Genomic DNA, 15,277 nt, shown 5'->3' with positions numbered 1-15,277 from the left:
TTCTGTATAGAAATTCCGAGTATCGTATACACTTGCCAGCCTTCCCCTCGTCCCGTCACCCCAGGAGCCCGGTATGGCCTTCAACCTCCGGAACAGGCACTTCCTCAAGGAGCTCGACTTCACGCCCCAGGAGTTCCGCTTCCTGGTGGACCTCGCCGCCGGGCTCAAGGCGGCGAAGTACGCGGGCACCGAGCAGCCCCGGCTGCGTGGGAAGAACATCGCGCTGATCTTCGAGAAGACCTCCACCCGCACCCGTTGCGCCTTCGAGGTCGCCGCCCACGACCAGGGCGCCACCACCACCTACCTGGACCCGTCGGCCTCGCAGATCGGCCACAAGGAGTCCATCAAGGACACCGCCCGGGTGCTCGGCCGGATGTTCGACGGCATCCAGTACCGCGGCCACGGCCAGGAGGTCGTCGAGGAGCTCGCCGCGCACGCGGGCGTGCCGGTCTGGAACGGCCTCACCGACGAGTGGCACCCCACCCAGATGCTGGCCGACGTGCTCACCGTCACCGAGCACACCGTCAAGCCGCTGACCGACGTCGCCCTCGCCTACCTCGGCGACGCCCGCTCCAACATGGGCAACTCGCTGCTGGTCAGCGGCGCCCTGCTCGGCATGGACATCCGGATCGTCGCCCCGCGCGCGCTCTGGCCGACGGAGGACGTGCAGAAGTCGGCGCAGGCCCTGGCCGAGTCGACCGGCGCCCGGATCACCCTGACCGAGGACGTGGCCGAGGGCGTGGCCGGCGTCGACTTCCTCTACACCGACGTCTGGGTCTCGATGGGCGAGCCCAAGGAGGTCTGGGCCGAGCGGATCGAGCAGCTCAAGCCCTACCAGGTCTCCATGGACACGGTCCGGGCCACCGGCAACCCGGCTGTGAAGTTCCTGCACTGCCTGCCCGCCTTCCACGACCTCGGCACGGTGGTCGGACGGCAGATGTACGAGGCGACCGGCATGACCGAGCTGGAGTGCACCGACGAGCTGTTCGAATCGCCGCACTCCATCGTGTTCGACCAGGCCGAGAACCGCCTGCACACCATCAAGGCGGTCCTGGTCGCCACCCTCGGCTCCTGAGCGGGCGGGCCGCTTCGGGGCACCGCCGGCTGCCGCGGTCCACGTCTCGAGAAGGCTCGAGAAGTCTCGAGAAGCTCCTGCGGGCTACTTCGCGAGCTTGACGCAGGCCACCCGGTCGCCCGCCGCGTGCGGGCCGGCCGGGGTGCCCGCGTGCAGCACCAGTGAGCGCGCCTCGCCTGGCCGCGGCTGCCAGTCCACCGCGGTCGTGGCGGTGCCCTCGCCGGCCCCGTCGGTGCGCAGTACCAGTCGCAGTTCGTTGCGCGCGTTGGCGAACGCCGGGTCGGTGGACGGCTGCACCGGGTCGGCCACGTCCTGGTAGTGCGGCCCGGAGGACGCCGGGTCGGCCCCGCAGCTGCCGGTGTGCAGGTGCGCCGGGAACTCGTGGTCGGGGGCGAGCCCGGACATCGTCAGGGTGAGCACCGTCCGCCCGGGCAGCGAGCGGTCGGTGACGACCCGGGCATGCGAGCCGTACGGCACCAGGTCGTCCGCGTAGCTGATGGCGGCCGGCGGGACGAAGGCGGTGGCCGGGTCGAAGTCGGCCTCGACGACGGAGACCGGCGAGGCGGCGGGGGCGAGCAGGGCCAGTGGCAGCAGGGCGGCGGCGAGCGGAGCGGTCATCGGTCGGGCCTTCCACGGACAGGGCGACGGTCACCCTGCTAACGGCCCCGGCCCCCGAAGGACACCGCCGGCCCGTGACGGACACCGCCGGCCGGGAGGGAGAGCCGGCCGGGAGGGAGAGGCGGCCGGGAGGGAGAGGCGGCCGGGAGGGCCGGCAACCGCCCTCAGGCCGACTCGCGCCGGATCCCCCGGATCTCGCAGCGCGGCCCGCTGGCCCGCATCAGCCGCAGGTCGGCGGTGATCAGCGGCGCCCCGTACCGTTCGGCGACCGCGACGTAGGCGGCGTCGTCCGGGGTCAGGTTGTCCTTGAGCTCCCAGATCCGGCCGAGCAGCGGCGCCACCTCGACCTTGCGGATCGCCACCGCGGCCAGCTCGCCGGTGAGTTCGGCGACCCGTTCGGCGGTCAGTTCCTTGGCGAGGTAGAGCCCGCGCAGCGACTGCATCACCTCGACCACGATGTGCTCGGGCGCCAACCACTCGCCGTCGGCGGCGAGTTCGGCCCGGGCGGCGGCCCCGCGCGGGCCCTCGTCGGCCAGCGCCAGCACCAGCGCGGACGCGTCCACCACGATCATCGAAGGCCCCCTCTGCCGGTCACGTCACGGGTCACCGTACCCGGCCCCGGACTCGGCCCGCGGAGGCGGATGTCGACAGCGGTTCAGCGTCCGAGGAGGACTCCGGGCAGGAGTCCCGGCAGGAGCCCGGGCAGGAGGCCGGCGAGCATCGAGGCGGCGTTGGCGGTGGCGGAGGCGGCCCAGGGGAGTGCGGTGCGCGGCGACAGTCCGGTGAGCGGGGTGAGCAGGGCGCCCTCGACCAGGCAGACGCAGGCCTCGCCGAGCCCGAAGGCGGTCCAGTACGCTGCGGCGGGCCCGGTGGAGTACGGCCGCAGGGAGTGCCAGAGCAGCGGGTGCGTCGCCAGGTTGACCAGGACGGCGGCAACGGCGGCGCGGGACGCCCGCAGGCCGCCGGCCCGGGTGAGCGCGACGGTGTAGACGGGGACCTCGACCAGCAGGGTCAGGGCCAGGGCGAGGGCGTAGGGCACGGCGGGGATCGTGCCACGGGGAGGGGACCATGGCCACCGAGGTCGCACCCGTACCGGTGTCGACGGCCGCGCCGGTGTGGCCCGCGCCCGGGCCGGCGGCCCGCCTGGGCGTCGCGCCGTTCGCGGGTTTCGCACTGTCGGCGGCGGTGGCGCTGACGCTGGCCCTGCGGGCACCGACCGGCCTGGCGGTGCTGGGGCTGGCCGCCTTCGGCCTGCTGCACAACGTGCTGGAGCTGCGCTACGTGGCGGGCCGTTTCGCCACTGTGCTGGCCGGCCCGCTGCTGCGGCTGCTGCTGGCGCTGGTGACCGGCATCGTGGTGTGCCGCCTGCTGCCGCCCTCCCGGGTGTCCCAGGGGGCGGAGATCCTGCTCGGGTACGGTCTGCTGGCGGCGGCCTGCCGGTACGGGCTGCGCGGTCGGCCGCGGCTGCTGGCGGGGAGCGCGGTGCTGCTGGTCGGGGCCGGCGCGGCCTCGCTGGCCTTTCCCGCGTACCACTTCGTGGTGCTGGCCCACCTGCACAACGTGGTCCCGCTGCTGTTCCTGGCCGAGTGGTCGCGCCGGCTGCGGCGGGGGCGGGCGGCGTTCCTGGTGTTGCAGGGCGTCTGGGTGCTGCTGGTGCCGGCCCTGTTGCTGAGCGGTCTGTCGGACGGCCTGTTGTCGCAGCGCCCGGGTGGTTGGACGGACCGGCTGGCGGCCGCCTACACCCCGCCGGCCTGGCTGACGCCGGAGGCGGGCCTGCGCTTCCTGGCGGTGTTCGCCTTCCTGCAGACGATGCACTACGTCGTCTGGGTCTGGTTCCTGCCCAGGTACGCGCCGGAGGCGGCGGAGCGCTTCGACGCCCGGGTGCCCGCGTTGCGCGGTGTGCGGGCGTGGGCGCTGGGTGCGGGGGCCGGCGTGCTGTTGGCGCTGCTGTTCGCGGTGGACTACGCGCAGGGCCGGTCGCTGTACGCGGCGCTGGCCGGGTACCACGCGTATCTGGAGTTCCCGGTGCTGTTGATGCTGGTTCTGGGCCTCGGCGCGGAGCAGGCGCCTACCGAGCGGAGCGCGGATGGAGGGGAGGTGAAGACATGAGGACGATCCTGCTGGCGGACATCGCCCCCTCGCCGACCGGCGGTTCCGGTGGTGAGCTTGTGGTGGTGCTGCTGATGGCAGCCGCGGTGGTGGCGGGTGCGGTCTGGCTGATCAGGCTGGAGCGCAAGCGGCGCGGCCCGGACGACGAGTGAGTCACGGCATGCACTATGGTTTATCTCGACATCGAGATAACTGCCCCTTACGATATATCTCGACATCAAGATACTTGCCGAGAGGCGCTCACCGGCGATGCGGGCAAGGTCGGCCTAAGTAAGGCTGACCTTACCACCGCGTGGCGGCCGGATATCGCACGAAGCACCCAGAAGGAGTCAGTCGTGTCCGCGAACAGCTTCGACGCCCGCAGCTCGCTGCAGGTGGGCGACGAGTCGTACGAGATCTTCAAGCTCTCCGCCGTCGAGGGTTCCGAGCGGCTGCCGTACAGCCTCAAGGTGCTGCTGGAGAACCTGCTCCGCACGGAGGACGGCGCGAACATCACCGCCGACCACATCCGCGCCCTCGGCAACTGGGACAACAACGCCCAGCCGAGCCAGGAGATCCAGTTCACCCCGGCCCGCGTGATCATGCAGGACTTCACCGGTGTCCCGTGCGTGGTCGACCTCGCCACCATGCGTGAGGCCGTCAAGGAGCTGGGCGGCGACCCGGCCAAGATCAACCCGCTGGCCCCGGCCGAGCTGGTCATCGACCACTCGGTCATCGCCGACAAGTTCGGCACCAAGGACGCGTTCACCCAGAACGTCGAGATCGAGTACGGCCGCAACAAGGAGCGCTACCAGTTCCTGCGCTGGGGCCAGACCGCCTTCGACGAGTTCAAGGTCGTCCCGCCGGGCACCGGCATCGTCCACCAGGTGAACATCGAGCACCTGGCCCGCACCATCATGGTCCGCGGCGGCCAGGCCTACCCGGACACCTGCGTCGGCACCGACTCGCACACCACCATGGTCAACGGCCTGGGCGTGCTGGGCTGGGGCGTCGGCGGCATCGAGGCCGAGGCCGCCATGCTCGGCCAGCCGGTCTCCATGCTGATCCCGCGCGTGGTCGGCTTCAAGCTGACCGGTGAGCTGCCGGCCGGCACCACCGCCACCGACCTCGTGCTCACCATCACCGAGATGCTGCGCAAGCACGGTGTGGTCGGCAAGTTCGTCGAGTTCTACGGCGACGGCATCGGCTCGATCCCGCTGGCCAACCGCGCCACCATCGGCAACATGTCGCCGGAGTTCGGCTCGACCTGCGCGATCTTCCCGATCGACACCGAGACCATCAACTACCTGCGCCTGACCGGCCGTGACGAGCAGCAGCTCGCCCTGGTCGAGGCCTACGCCAAGGAGCAGGGCCTCTGGCACGACCCGTCGGTCGAGCCGGTCTACTCCGAGTACCTCGAGCTGGACGTCTCCACCGTCGTCCCGTCGATCTCCGGCCCGAAGCGCCCGCAGGACCGCGTGATCCTGGCCGAGGCCGCGAGCAAGTTCGCCGAGGCGCTGCCGACCTACTCCGCCGAGGCCTCGAAGCCGACCGCCGTCACCGCCCCCGACGGCTCGACCTACGAGATCGACAACGGCGCGGTCGTGATCGCCTCGATCACCTCCTGCACCAACACCTCCAACCCCTCCGTCATGCTGGGCGCCGCCCTGCTGGCGAAGAAGGCCGTGGAGAAGGGCCTCACGGTCAAGCCGTGGGTCAAGACCACCCTGGCGCCCGGCTCCAAGGTCGTCATGGACTACTACGAGAAGGCCGGCCTGCTCCCGTACATGGAGAAGCTGGGCTTCAACCTGGTCGGCTACGGCTGCGTCACCTGCATCGGCAACTCGGGCCCGCTGCCCGAGGAGGTCTCGGCCGCCGTCAACGAGGCCGACCTGGCGGTCGTCTCGGTGCTCTCCGGCAACCGCAACTTCGAGGGCCGGATCAACCCCGACGTCAAGATGAACTACCTGGCCTCCCCGCCGCTGGTGGTCGCCTACGCCCTCGCCGGCAACATGAACGTCGACATCACCAAGGACGCCCTGGGCCAGGACGCCGACGGCAACGACGTCTTCCTCGCCGACATCTGGCCGACCGAGCAGGAGGTCGCCGACACCGTCGCCGGCTCCATCGACGAGGCCATGTTCGACAAGGGCTACCAGGACGTCTTCGCCGGCGACCACCGCTGGCAGTCGCTCCCGGTCCCGACCGGCAACACCTTCGAGTGGGACGCCGAGTCCACCTACGTCCGCAAGCCCCCGTACTTCGAGGGCATGGCCAAGACCCCGAGCCCGGTGACCGACATCGCCGGCGCCCGCGTCCTGGCCAAGCTGGGCGACTCGGTCACCACCGACCACATCTCCCCGGCCGGCAACATCAAGCCGGGCACCCCGGCGGCGCAGTACCTGACCGCCAACGGTGTCGAGAAGCGAGACTTCAACTCCTACGGTTCCCGTCGTGGCAACCACGAGGTGATGATCCGCGGCACCTTCGCCAACATCCGCCTGCGCAACCAGATCGCGCCGGGCACCGAGGGCGGCTACACCCGCGACTTCACCCAGGCCGACGCGCCGGTGTCGTTCATCTACGACGCTTCGCAGAACTACCAGGCCGCCGGCACCCCGCTGGTCGTCCTGGCCGGCAAGGAGTACGGCTCCGGCTCGTCCCGCGACTGGGCCGCCAAGGGCACCGCGCTGCTCGGCGTCAAGGCCGTCATCGCCGAGTCCTACGAGCGCATCCACCGCTCGAACCTGATCGGCATGGGCGTCCTGCCGCTGCAGTTCCCGGAGGGCGAGAACGCCGACTCCCTCGGCCTCACCGGCGAGGAGACCTTCTCCTTCACCGGCGTGACCGAGCTCAACGAGGGCCGCACTCCGAAGACCGTCAAGGTCACGGCCGTCGCCGCGGACGGGGCCGTCAAGGAGTTCGACGCGGTCGTCCGCATCGACACCCCCGGTGAGGCGGACTACTACCGCAACGGCGGCATCCTGCAGTACGTGCTGCGCTCGCTCATCGGCTGAGCCGACGCCTAGCGCCTGAAGGGGCCGGACCGCACACCGCGGTCCGGCCCCTTCCGCATGCCGCACCGGCCTCCGCGGGCACCACCGGCGCCGACTTCCGCGTGCCGCACCGGCCTCCGCAGGCAGCACCGCCTTGGGCACGCCATGCAGAAAGGGGGCCCACCGCACGGGTGGGCCCCCTTCGCGCGAGGACCGTCAGGCCCGGTCGCAGGCCTGCGCCCGCAGCGCGCGGGCCAGGTCGTCACGGCGCTCCAGCACCAGGCGGCGCAGCGCCGGCGCGGCCTGCGGGTGCCCGTCCAGCCAGGCGTCGGCCTCGGCCAGGGTCTGCTCGTCGGTGTGGGCGCCCGGGAAGAAGCCGGCGACGAAGCGGATCGCGATCTCGATGGTCCGATCGGCCCAGATCTTCTCCAGCAGCTTGAAGTACGGGGCCGCGTAGAGGGTGGTCAGGTCGCGGTGGGCGGGCAGGGCGAAGCCCGCGATGTTGGCCTCGACCAGGGCGTTCGGCAGCTCGTCCGAGTCGACCACGGCCGACCAGGCGGCGGCCTTGGCCTCCGGGGTGGGCCGGGCGGCCAGGCACTGGGTGTACTGGCGCCTGCCGCTCGCGGTGTTGTCGGCGGCCAGCTCGGCTGCCAGCTCCTCGTCGGTGGCCTGGCCGGCGGCGGCCAGGGCCAGCCACAGCGACCAGCGCAGCTCCTGGTCGACGTCCAGGCCGTCGATCCGGGCGCTGCCGGCCAGCAGGCCGCGGACCAGGCCGAGGTGCTCGGCGCCGCCCGCGGTCTGGGCAAGGAAGCGGGCCCAGGCCAGCTGGTGGTCGCTGCCGGGGACGGCGTCGCGCAGCTCGCGCAGGGCGCCGTCGGCGAGCAGCCGGCCGCCCTCGCCGCGCCAGGCCGGGTCGGCGTACAGGTCGACGGCGGTCTTGGCCTGGCCGTGCAGCGACTGCAGCACGCCGATGTTGCCCTCCTGGCCGGCGAAGCGCAGCACCAGGGCGACGTAGTCGCGGGCCGGCATCAGGCCGTCCCGGGTGAGGTTCCAGACGGCGGACCAGGCGAGGGCGCGGGACAGCTCGTCGTGGATGTCGCCGAGGCCGGCGCGCAGGGTCTCCAGGGAGTCCCCGTCGAAGCGGATCTTGCAGTAGGTCAGGTCGTCGTCGTTGAGCAGGACGAGCGCCGGGCGGGGGCGGCCGGCCGCCTCGGTGACGACGGTGCGGGCGCCGGTGACGTCCAGCTCGATCCGCGCGGTGCGCACCAGGGCGCCGTCGGCGTCCCGGTCGTACAGGCCGACCGCGATCCGGTGCGGGCGGAGGACATCGCCGTCCTGCAGGACCGCGAGCTCGGTGATCCGGCCCTCGGCGTCGGTGGTGACCTGCGGGGTGAGCGCGTTGACGCCGGCGGTCTGCAGCCAGGCGGCGGCCCAGGTCTTGAGGTCGCGGCCGCTGGTCTCCTCCAGGATGTCCAGCAGGTCGGTGAGTTCGGTGTTGCCGAAGGCGTGGCGCTTGAAGTAGCGGCGGGCGCCCTCGAAGAAGGCCTCCGAACCGGCGTACGCCACCAGCTGCTTGAGGACGGAGGCGCCCTTGGCGTAGGTGATGCCGTCGAAGTTGAGCTTGGCGTCCTCGAGGTCGCGGATGTCCGCGGTGATCGGGTGCGTGGTGGGGAACTGGTCCTGCCGGTAGGCCCAGGCCTTGCGCTGGTTGGCGAAGGTGACCCAGGCGGAGGAGTAGCGGGTGCGGGCGCCGATCAGGCCGTAGGAGCCCATGAAGTCGGCGAAGGACTCCTTCAGCCACAGGTCGTCCCACCAGCGCATGGTGACCAGGTCGCCGAACCACATGTGCGCCATCTCGTGCAGGATGACGTTGGCCCGGCCCTCGTAGGCGGCGTCGGTGACCTTCGAGCGGAAGACGAACTCCTCGCGGAAGGTGACGCAGCCGGGGTTCTCCATCGCGCCGATGTTGTACTCGGGGACGAAGGCCTGGTCGTACTTGCCGAAGGGGTACGGGTAGTCGAACTCCTCGTGGAAGAAGTCGAGTCCGAGCTTGGTGACGCCGAGGATCTCGTCCGCGTCGAAGTACGGGGCGAGGGACTTGCGGCACATCGCGGAGAGCGGGATCTCCAGGGTGGTGCCGTCGGCGAGTTCGCGGCTGTAGTGGTCGCGGGCGACGTGGTACGGGCCGGCGACGACCGCGGTGAGGTAGGTGGAGATCGGCTTGGTCGGCGCGAACTCCCAGGTGCGACTGCCGCCCTGCCCGGTGCCGTCCTGCCCGGTGGCGTCCTCGGCGGTGACGCCCTCGTGCGGGGCGTTGGACCAGACGTCCCAGGCGGCCGGGGCGGTCACCGTGAAGGTGAACGGGGCCTTCAGGTCGGGCTGTTCGAAGGTCGCGAACACCCGGCGGGCGTCGGCCGGCTCGTAGTGGGTGTAGAGGTAGGTCTCGCCGTCCACGGGGTCGACGAAGCGGTGCAGGCCCTCGCCGGTGCGGCTGTACGCGCAGTCCGCCTCGATGGTCAGCACGTTCTCGGCGGCGAGGCCGTCGACGTGCACCCGGGCGCCGTCGTAGGCGGTGGCCGGGTCGAGGGCGCGCCCGTTGAGGGTGACCGCGCGGACGGCCGGGGCCAGCAGGTCGAGGAAGGTGTCCGCGCCGGGCTCGGAGCAGCGGAACGTGATCGTGGTGGCGGAGCGGAACGTGGCGGCGGCCGGGTCCGGGGCCGAGGTCACGTCGAGCCGGACGCGGTAGCCGTCCACGGCCAGGATGCTGGCCCGCTGCTGGGCTTCGTCGCGGCTGAGGTTCTTGCCCGGCACGGCGGTACTCCTTTGTCCGGCTCGCACGGTGGTGCGCGGGTGGGTGGTGCGGTCTCGGTGCGCGGTGTCCTCCGCGCACGCGGGGACATCCTTTCACGCTCCTCGCCGTCGGTACCATTGCACAGACCGACGCGTCGGTACCGGAATCAGCGGCGCCGGGCGGGTGTTGAGCCTCTGGGGGAGTTCACCCCTGCCCGGATCACCTGACGAAGGACGACTCGCAGTGACGACTGCCGCTGAGCGCAAGACCGCCGACTTCTGGTTCGACCCGGCCTGCCCGTGGGCGTGGATGACCTCCCGCTGGCTGATCGAGGTTCAGCAGCTGCGCCCGGTCGACGTGCGCTGGCACGTGATGAGCCTGTCGGTGCTGAACGAGCACCGGGACCTCCCGGAGAACTACCGGGCCCTGCTGGACAACGCCTGGGGCGCGGTGCGGGTGTGCATCGCCGCCGCCGAACAGCACGGCGAGGAGGTGCTCGGCCGGCTCTACACCGAGCTGGGCCTGCGCTTCCACAACCAGGGCCTGCCGCAGAACCGGGAGACCATAACCGCCGCCCTGGTGGCTGCGGGCCTGCCCGCCGAGCTGGCCGACGCGGCCGACACGGACAAGTACGACGAAGCCCTGCGCGCCTCCCACAAGGAGGGCATCACCCTGGTCGGCGAGGACGTCGGCACCCCGGTGATCGCGGTCGAGGGCGTGGACGGCGACCGGGTCGCCTTCTTCGGCCCGGTGGTCACCCCCGCCCCGAAGGGCGAGGCCGCGGCCCGCCTGTGGGACGGCACCCTGCTGGTGGCCTCCACCCCCGGCTTCTACGAGATCAAGCGCACCCGGACGGCAGGCCCGTCCTTCGAGTAGCCCTGGCGTCGAGCAGCTCCGGCTTCGGGTAGCCCCGGCGTCGAGTGGCTGTGACGCCGGCGACGGCGACGCGACAGGGCCCGGTACCGAGCGTCGGTACCGGGCCCTGTCGCATGTGCGGGACTCAGCCGGCGGCGGCGTCCCGGCGCTGCTTGAGCAGACCGGAGACGACCAGCACCGCGACCAGTACTCCGGCCGCGTACAGCTGCTGCCGGTTGCCCTCGGTGGTGGTCATCAGCGCGAGGATGCCGGCCACGCCGGCCATCGCGACCCAGGTCAGGTACGGGTAGCCCCACATCTTCACGGTGAGCAGCTCGGGCGTCTCGCGCTCCAGCCGGCGTCGCATCCGCAGCTGGACCACGCAGATGAACAGCCAGACCACCAGGATCGCCACGCCGGTGGTGTTCATCAGCCAGGTGAACACGGTGTCCGGCCAGAACTTGGCGGCCAGGACGGCGCCGAAGCCGAACAGGCAGGAGGCGAGCACGGCCCGGCGCGGCACCCCGCCGCTGACCTTGGCCAGCGCCTTGGGGCCCTGGCCGCGGCCGACCAGCGAGTACGCCATCCGGGAGGCGCCGTAGATGTTGGCGTTCATCGCGGACAGCAGTGCGATCAGCACCACGACCTGCATGATCGCCCCGGCGCCGGGCACCCCGAGGTGGCGCAGCACGGTGACGTACGGGCCGTCGGCGACGACCGCCGGGTCCTTCCAGGAGACCAGGGTGACCACCAGGGCCATCGAGCCGATGTAGAAGATCGCGATCCGCCACACCGCGGTGCGCACGGCGTTGGCGACGTTCTTCTTGGGGTCGTCGGACTCGGCGGCGGCGATGGTGACGGTCTCCAGACCGCCGTACGCGAAGACCGAGGCGAGCAGGCCGACGATCAGTCCGCTGACGCCGGTGGGCAGGAAGCCGCCGTGGCCGGTGAGGTTGCCGGTGCCGGGGGCGCCGGGGCCGATCACCCCGGCGATGCCGAGTCCGCCGAGCACCAGGAAGGCGATGATCGCGGCGACCTTGACGGTGGCGAACCAGAACTCGAACTCGCCGAAGTTCTTCACCGCGGTGAGGTTGCTGGCGCAGAAGAAGACCATGAACAGGGCGACCCAGACCCAGGAGGAGACGCCCGGTACCCAGCCGTTGACGATCTTCCCGGCGGCGGTGGCCTCGGCGGCGACGCCGCAGCAGAGCATCACCCAGTACATCCAGCCCGCCGTGATTCCGGCCCACGGGCCGATCTCCTTCTCGGCGTGCACCGAGAACGAGCCGGAGGCGGGGCGGGCCGCGGACATCTCGCCGAGCATCCGCATGATCAGCATGACCAGCAGGCCGGAGAGCACGAAGGCCAGGATGATCGCCGGGCCGGCGGCCGCGATGCCCGCGCCGGAGCCGACGAAGAGGCCCGCGCCGATCACACCGCCGAGGGCGATCATCGACAGGTGGCGCTGCTTCAGCCCGTGGGAGAGCTGCTGGCTACCCGACGCCGGTTGGGTGGCATCGGCGGTCCCGGACGCCGGGGGCGCGGAGGTGGGGGCCATAGGGGCGGTTCCAGACTGTGCGGTATGCGGCATGAGTTGTCCAATATCCGGGGCCACCTCTGTCCATGCCAAGCACGTTCGGCCCGGGCCCACATTGCGGACCGGGCGGCCACACGGAGTGGCCGAGGCGTGACCGCGCGTCGTTTCGGGCCGGTTCCGACAACACCCGAGGGCGGGGCTTTGTCCGAAACCGTGAACGGTCGCGCAGTGGATCACCACGTAGGTTCACAGGTGTTCACTCACCCGGACCCACGGAGGAGCCCCCCGATGGCCACTGCCACCACCCCGACTGCCGGCACCTCGATAGGGCGCCGCGTCGTCCTCGCCGACCTGCTGCCCGACGCCGCCACCCGCCTCGGCGGCCAGGTCCGCGACCTGGCCCTGGTGGCCGGCGGCGCCGCGCTGACCGGCGTGGCCGCCCAGCTGTCGGTGAACGTCCCCGGCTCGCCGGTGCCGGTCACCGGCCAGACCTTCGCCGCCCTGCTGGTCGGCACCGCGCTCGGCGCCCGCCGCGGCGTGGCCTCGCTCGCCCTCTACCTGCTCGCCGGCATGGCCGGCCTGCCCTGGTTCGCCGAGGGCACCTCCGGCTGGGCGATGCCCTCGTTCGGCTACGTGCTCGGATTCGTCCTCGCCGCCGCCCTGACCGGCGCGCTGGCCCGCCGTGGCGCCGACCGCACTCCGGTGAACACCGCGGTCACCATGGTCCTCGGCAGCCTCGCCATCTACGCGGTCGGCGTCCCGTACCTGGCCCTGTCGCTGCACGTGTCGCTCGCCCGCGCCGCCGAGCTCGGCCTCTACCCGTACCTGGTCGGCGACGCCCTCAAGGCCGCCTTCGCCGCCGGCGCCCTGCCGCTGGCCTGGAAGCTCCTCGGCCGGCGCTGAAGCCCGCGTCGTCCGTCCGGTGGGCGGGCCCCGGCCCCCGTTGTCAGGCCCGGGCGCACGCGCATGCCACACTCATGGCATGCGCGTGTACCTGGGCTCCGACCATGCCGGATACGAACTGAAGAACCACCTCGTGGAGTGGCTGAAGGAGGCGGGCCACGAGCCGGTCGACTGCGGGCCGCACATCTACGACGCCGAGGACGACTACCCGCCGTTCTGCCTGCGCGCCGCCGAGCGCACCGCCGCCGACCCCGAGGCGCTGGGCATCGTGATCGGCGGCTCGGGCAACGGCGAGGCGATCGCCGCCAACAAGGTCGAGGGCGTCCGGGCCGCGCTGGCCTGGAGCACCCAGACCGCCGAGCTCGGCCGCCAGCACAACAACGCCAACGTGATCTCCATCGGCGGCCGCATGCACACGCAGGAGGAGGCCACCAAGTTCGTCGAGGTCTTCCTCAACACCCCCTACAGCGGCGAGCCGCGGCACACCCGCCGGATCGAGATGCTGAGCGAGTACGAGACCACCGGCGAGCTTCCGCCGATCCCGGCCCACCACCCCCAGGGCTGATCTCCCCCCACCCCCGTCCTCCACGGCCGGCCGCACCCTCCCGTGCGGCCGGCCGCCGCCGTCCCGGGCGCCCCGGCCCTGCCCGCCCTGTGGGATCGGCCACAGGTCGCCGGCGCGCGCACGATCCCGCGCGCGGGGCGCACGCGCCGCCCGCAGGTTTCGTCCGCCCAACGGGCGTACGCCTCCTGACGGCCCGCCCGCCACCACGCCCATCGGCCGAAACCCGCCGAGCGCCCCGCACTCCGGCGCCTCCGTCCGCGTCCGAGCCGTCGACGCCGGGCCGTGCCCGTGGATAGGGTCGTGCCCCATGGCTGGCAGACCGCCGGGCGCACCGCCCCAGACGACTGCGACGAGGCCCGGCGCCGCCCCGGCGTCCGACCCCGTGACGGCCCGGTTGCGCAAGAAGCTCCGCCGGGTCCGCCGAAGGCTGCGCACGGCCGGTGTCGACTACTTCCGCGGCGGCGCCGCCGACTGGCCGGTGCTCTGCGCGCTCGCCCTGCTCGTCCCGCTGCTGATCCTGCTCAACATCTGGCTCCCCGACTGGGCCCCGCCCACCTCCCTGGTCCTGCCGATCCTGGCCGGCGCGCTGCTGCTGCGCCCCGGCAGCCTGGTGGTGCTCTACGCGCTGGCCGCGCTCGGGCTGTCCGCCGAGTCCGTGATCCACACCGGCCAGCGGGTCGCCAGCGACAACCCGGAGGCCTACGTCTACGGCGTCACCCCGGGCGCGGCCCTGGTGGTCGGCGCCGCCGGGGTGGGCGGCCTGCTGCTGGCCCAGTTCCGGGCCCGGGTCGGCGTGCCCTGGTGGGGCGGCTCCACCATGCTCTTCGACCTGCGCGAGCGGCTGCGGGTGCAGAGCCGGGTGCCCGAGCTGCCGGACGGCTGGCACGCGGACATGGCGCTGCGCCCGGCCGGCGGCCAGTCCTTCTCCGGGGACTTCGTGGTCGCCGCCCGGACCGGCCCTGGCCGGCGGCTGCTGGAGGTGGTCCTGGCGGACGTCTCCGGCAAGGGCATGGACGCCGGCTCCCGCGCGCTGCTGCTCTCCGGCGCCTTCGGCGGCCTGGTCGGCTCCCTGCCCGCGCACGACTTCCTGCCCGCCGCCAACGGCTACCTGCTGCGCCAGTGCTGGGAGGAGGGCTTCGCCACCGCCGTCCACCTGGTGCTGGACCTGGACACCGGCGAGTACGAGCTGCTGTCGGCCGGGCACCTGCCGGGCATGCAGCGCCTCGCGGGCGCCGGCCGCTGGGAGGTCAAGGAGGCCGAGGGCCCGCTGCTCGGGATCTACGACGGCGCCAAGTTCGAGGGCGTGCGGGGCCGGCTGAACCGGGGCGACGTCCTGCTGCTGTGCACCGACGGCATGGTCGAGGCGCCGGGCCGGGACCTCACGGAGGGCATGGACCGGCTGATGGGGGAGGCGGACCGGCTGGTGCCGGGCGGCGGCGGGGGCGCGGGCGCGGGTGCCGCGGCCGGACTGATCGAGACGGTCGCCCGGGACATCAACGACGACCGCGCGGTGCTGCTGCTCTGGCGCGACTGAGCGGCTGAGCGTCCGCGCGACCGCGGGTCTCCGGGCACATGCCGCGGGCAGTGACTGTCAAGCCGGGCAGCTGATCTTCGGCCAAATCGGACGGCCCGTCGGCAGACCGGACCAGCGGCTTCCGTTCACCGCCCCCGACCGCTTCCCGGCCGCTCAGCACAGCCCCGCCGACGATCCGTCAGGACGGCTCGGCTATCGTCCCGGTCGGCGGAAACTCGTCTCGCATCGCAGGATATCGGCGTTGGGCTGACTGTCAGACCTTTACGCAATCGGCACGGTCGACCACACTGAGTCCGGGCGGGACTGTTCAGGATT

The 15,277-nt window shown here is 72.2% G+C and carries 13 protein-coding genes; 8 read left to right on the top strand and 5 right to left on the bottom strand.

Annotation, left to right across the window (positions count from 1 at the left end; all coding sequences use genetic code 11):
• Positions 1-73: 73 nt before the first annotated feature.
• Entirely contained in the window at positions 74-1,075 is a 1,002-nt protein-coding gene (argF, locus tag ACZ52R_RS05190) for an ornithine carbamoyltransferase (RefSeq protein WP_465620050.1), read from the top strand.
• 84 nt (positions 1,076-1,159) lie between these two features.
• On the opposite strand, the gene ACZ52R_RS05185 is transcribed toward argF, so the two are convergent.
• From ACZ52R_RS05185 to ACZ52R_RS05175, 3 genes are all read right to left on the bottom strand, one after another.
• Entirely contained in the window at positions 1,160-1,693 is a 534-nt protein-coding gene (locus tag ACZ52R_RS05185) for a superoxide dismutase family protein (protein WP_465620052.1), read from the bottom strand.
• A gap of 164 nt (positions 1,694-1,857) precedes the next feature.
• Positions 1,858-2,265 (bottom strand): type II toxin-antitoxin system VapC family toxin, encoded by a 408-nt coding sequence (locus ACZ52R_RS05180; protein WP_360504064.1) that lies wholly within the window; start codon positions 2,263-2,265, stop codon positions 1,858-1,860.
• 83 nt (positions 2,266-2,348) lie between these two features.
• Positions 2,349-2,732 carry a hypothetical protein gene (locus tag ACZ52R_RS05175; protein WP_465620053.1) on the bottom strand — a complete coding sequence of 128 codons (384 nt, stop codon included), beginning with the start codon at positions 2,730-2,732 and terminating at the stop codon, positions 2,349-2,351.
• Positions 2,733-2,761: 29 nt separating this feature from the next.
• Between ACZ52R_RS05175 and ACZ52R_RS05170 the strand changes: the two genes are divergently transcribed.
• From ACZ52R_RS05170 to acnA, 3 genes are all read left to right on the top strand, one after another.
• Positions 2,762-3,802 carry a hypothetical protein gene (locus ACZ52R_RS05170; RefSeq protein ID WP_465752757.1) on the top strand — a complete coding sequence of 347 codons (1,041 nt, stop codon included), beginning with the start codon at positions 2,762-2,764 and terminating at the stop codon, positions 3,800-3,802.
• Positions 3,799-3,954, top strand: a complete 156-nt coding sequence (locus ACZ52R_RS05165) for a hypothetical protein (RefSeq protein ID WP_360504070.1) — start codon at positions 3,799-3,801, stop codon at positions 3,952-3,954. Before ACZ52R_RS05170 ends, ACZ52R_RS05165 begins: the two co-directional genes overlap by 4 nt.
• Before the next feature lie 183 nt (positions 3,955-4,137).
• On the top strand, positions 4,138-6,798 hold the full coding sequence (acnA, locus tag ACZ52R_RS05160) for an aconitate hydratase AcnA (protein WP_465620056.1): 2,661 nt from the start codon (positions 4,138-4,140) through the stop codon (positions 6,796-6,798).
• A 195-nt stretch (positions 6,799-6,993) separates the two neighbouring features.
• On the opposite strand, the gene pepN is transcribed toward acnA, so the two are convergent.
• Positions 6,994-9,588 carry an aminopeptidase N gene (pepN, locus tag ACZ52R_RS05155; protein ID WP_465620058.1) on the bottom strand — a complete coding sequence of 865 codons (2,595 nt, stop codon included), beginning with the start codon at positions 9,586-9,588 and terminating at the stop codon, positions 6,994-6,996.
• Between the two features lie 223 nt (positions 9,589-9,811).
• Between pepN and ACZ52R_RS05150 the strand changes: the two genes are divergently transcribed.
• Positions 9,812-10,444, top strand: a complete 633-nt coding sequence (locus ACZ52R_RS05150) for a mycothiol-dependent nitroreductase Rv2466c family protein (protein WP_360504076.1) — start codon at positions 9,812-9,814, stop codon at positions 10,442-10,444.
• Between the two features lie 124 nt (positions 10,445-10,568).
• Here the strand turns inward: ACZ52R_RS05150 and ACZ52R_RS05145 are convergent, their stop codons facing one another.
• Complete coding sequence (locus ACZ52R_RS05145) at positions 10,569-11,981, bottom strand: amino acid permease (protein ID WP_465664748.1); 1,413 nt, start codon at positions 11,979-11,981, stop codon at positions 10,569-10,571.
• Positions 11,982-12,248: 267 nt separating this feature from the next.
• On the opposite strand from ACZ52R_RS05145, the gene ACZ52R_RS05140 reads away from it, so the two are divergent.
• From ACZ52R_RS05140 to ACZ52R_RS05130, 3 genes are all read left to right on the top strand, one after another.
• Entirely contained in the window at positions 12,249-12,863 is a 615-nt protein-coding gene (locus ACZ52R_RS05140; protein WP_465620063.1) for a biotin transporter BioY, read from the top strand.
• A gap of 79 nt (positions 12,864-12,942) precedes the next feature.
• Positions 12,943-13,428, top strand: a complete 486-nt coding sequence (locus tag ACZ52R_RS05135) for a ribose-5-phosphate isomerase (protein ID WP_360504080.1) — start codon at positions 12,943-12,945, stop codon at positions 13,426-13,428.
• Between the two features lie 307 nt (positions 13,429-13,735).
• On the top strand, positions 13,736-14,962 hold the full coding sequence (locus ACZ52R_RS05130; protein WP_360504082.1) for a PP2C family protein-serine/threonine phosphatase: 1,227 nt from the start codon (positions 13,736-13,738) through the stop codon (positions 14,960-14,962).
• Positions 14,963-15,277: the final 315 nt, after the last annotated feature.

The sequence above is a fragment of the Kitasatospora sp. NPDC034023 genome, assembly GCF_055575795.1.
The sequence above is the reverse complement of the archived record's forward strand: the minus strand, read 5'-3'. Positions and strand labels throughout refer to the sequence as shown.

Coding starts and splice junctions, on each gene's coding strand:
- ACZ52R_RS05170 (WP_465752757.1), top strand. CDS start 2,762: ATGGCCACCGAGGTCGCACCCGTACCGGTGTCGACGGCCGCGCCGGTG.
- ACZ52R_RS05165 (WP_360504070.1), top strand. CDS start 3,799: ATGAGGACGATCCTGCTGGCGGACATCGCCCCCTCGCCGACCGGCGGT.
- ACZ52R_RS05135 (WP_360504080.1), top strand. CDS start 12,943: ATGCGCGTGTACCTGGGCTCCGACCATGCCGGATACGAACTGAAGAAC.
- ACZ52R_RS05185 (WP_465620052.1), bottom strand. CDS start 1,693: ATGACCGCTCCGCTCGCCGCCGCCCTGCTGCCACTGGCCCTGCTCGCC.
- ACZ52R_RS05145 (WP_465664748.1), bottom strand. CDS start 11,981: ATGGCCCCCACCTCCGCGCCCCCGGCGTCCGGGACCGCCGATGCCACC.
- ACZ52R_RS05140 (WP_465620063.1), top strand. CDS start 12,249: ATGGCCACTGCCACCACCCCGACTGCCGGCACCTCGATAGGGCGCCGC.
- ACZ52R_RS05180 (WP_360504064.1), bottom strand. CDS start 2,265: ATGATCGTGGTGGACGCGTCCGCGCTGGTGCTGGCGCTGGCCGACGAG.
- argF (WP_465620050.1), top strand. CDS start 74: ATGGCCTTCAACCTCCGGAACAGGCACTTCCTCAAGGAGCTCGACTTC.
- ACZ52R_RS05130 (WP_360504082.1), top strand. CDS start 13,736: ATGGCTGGCAGACCGCCGGGCGCACCGCCCCAGACGACTGCGACGAGG.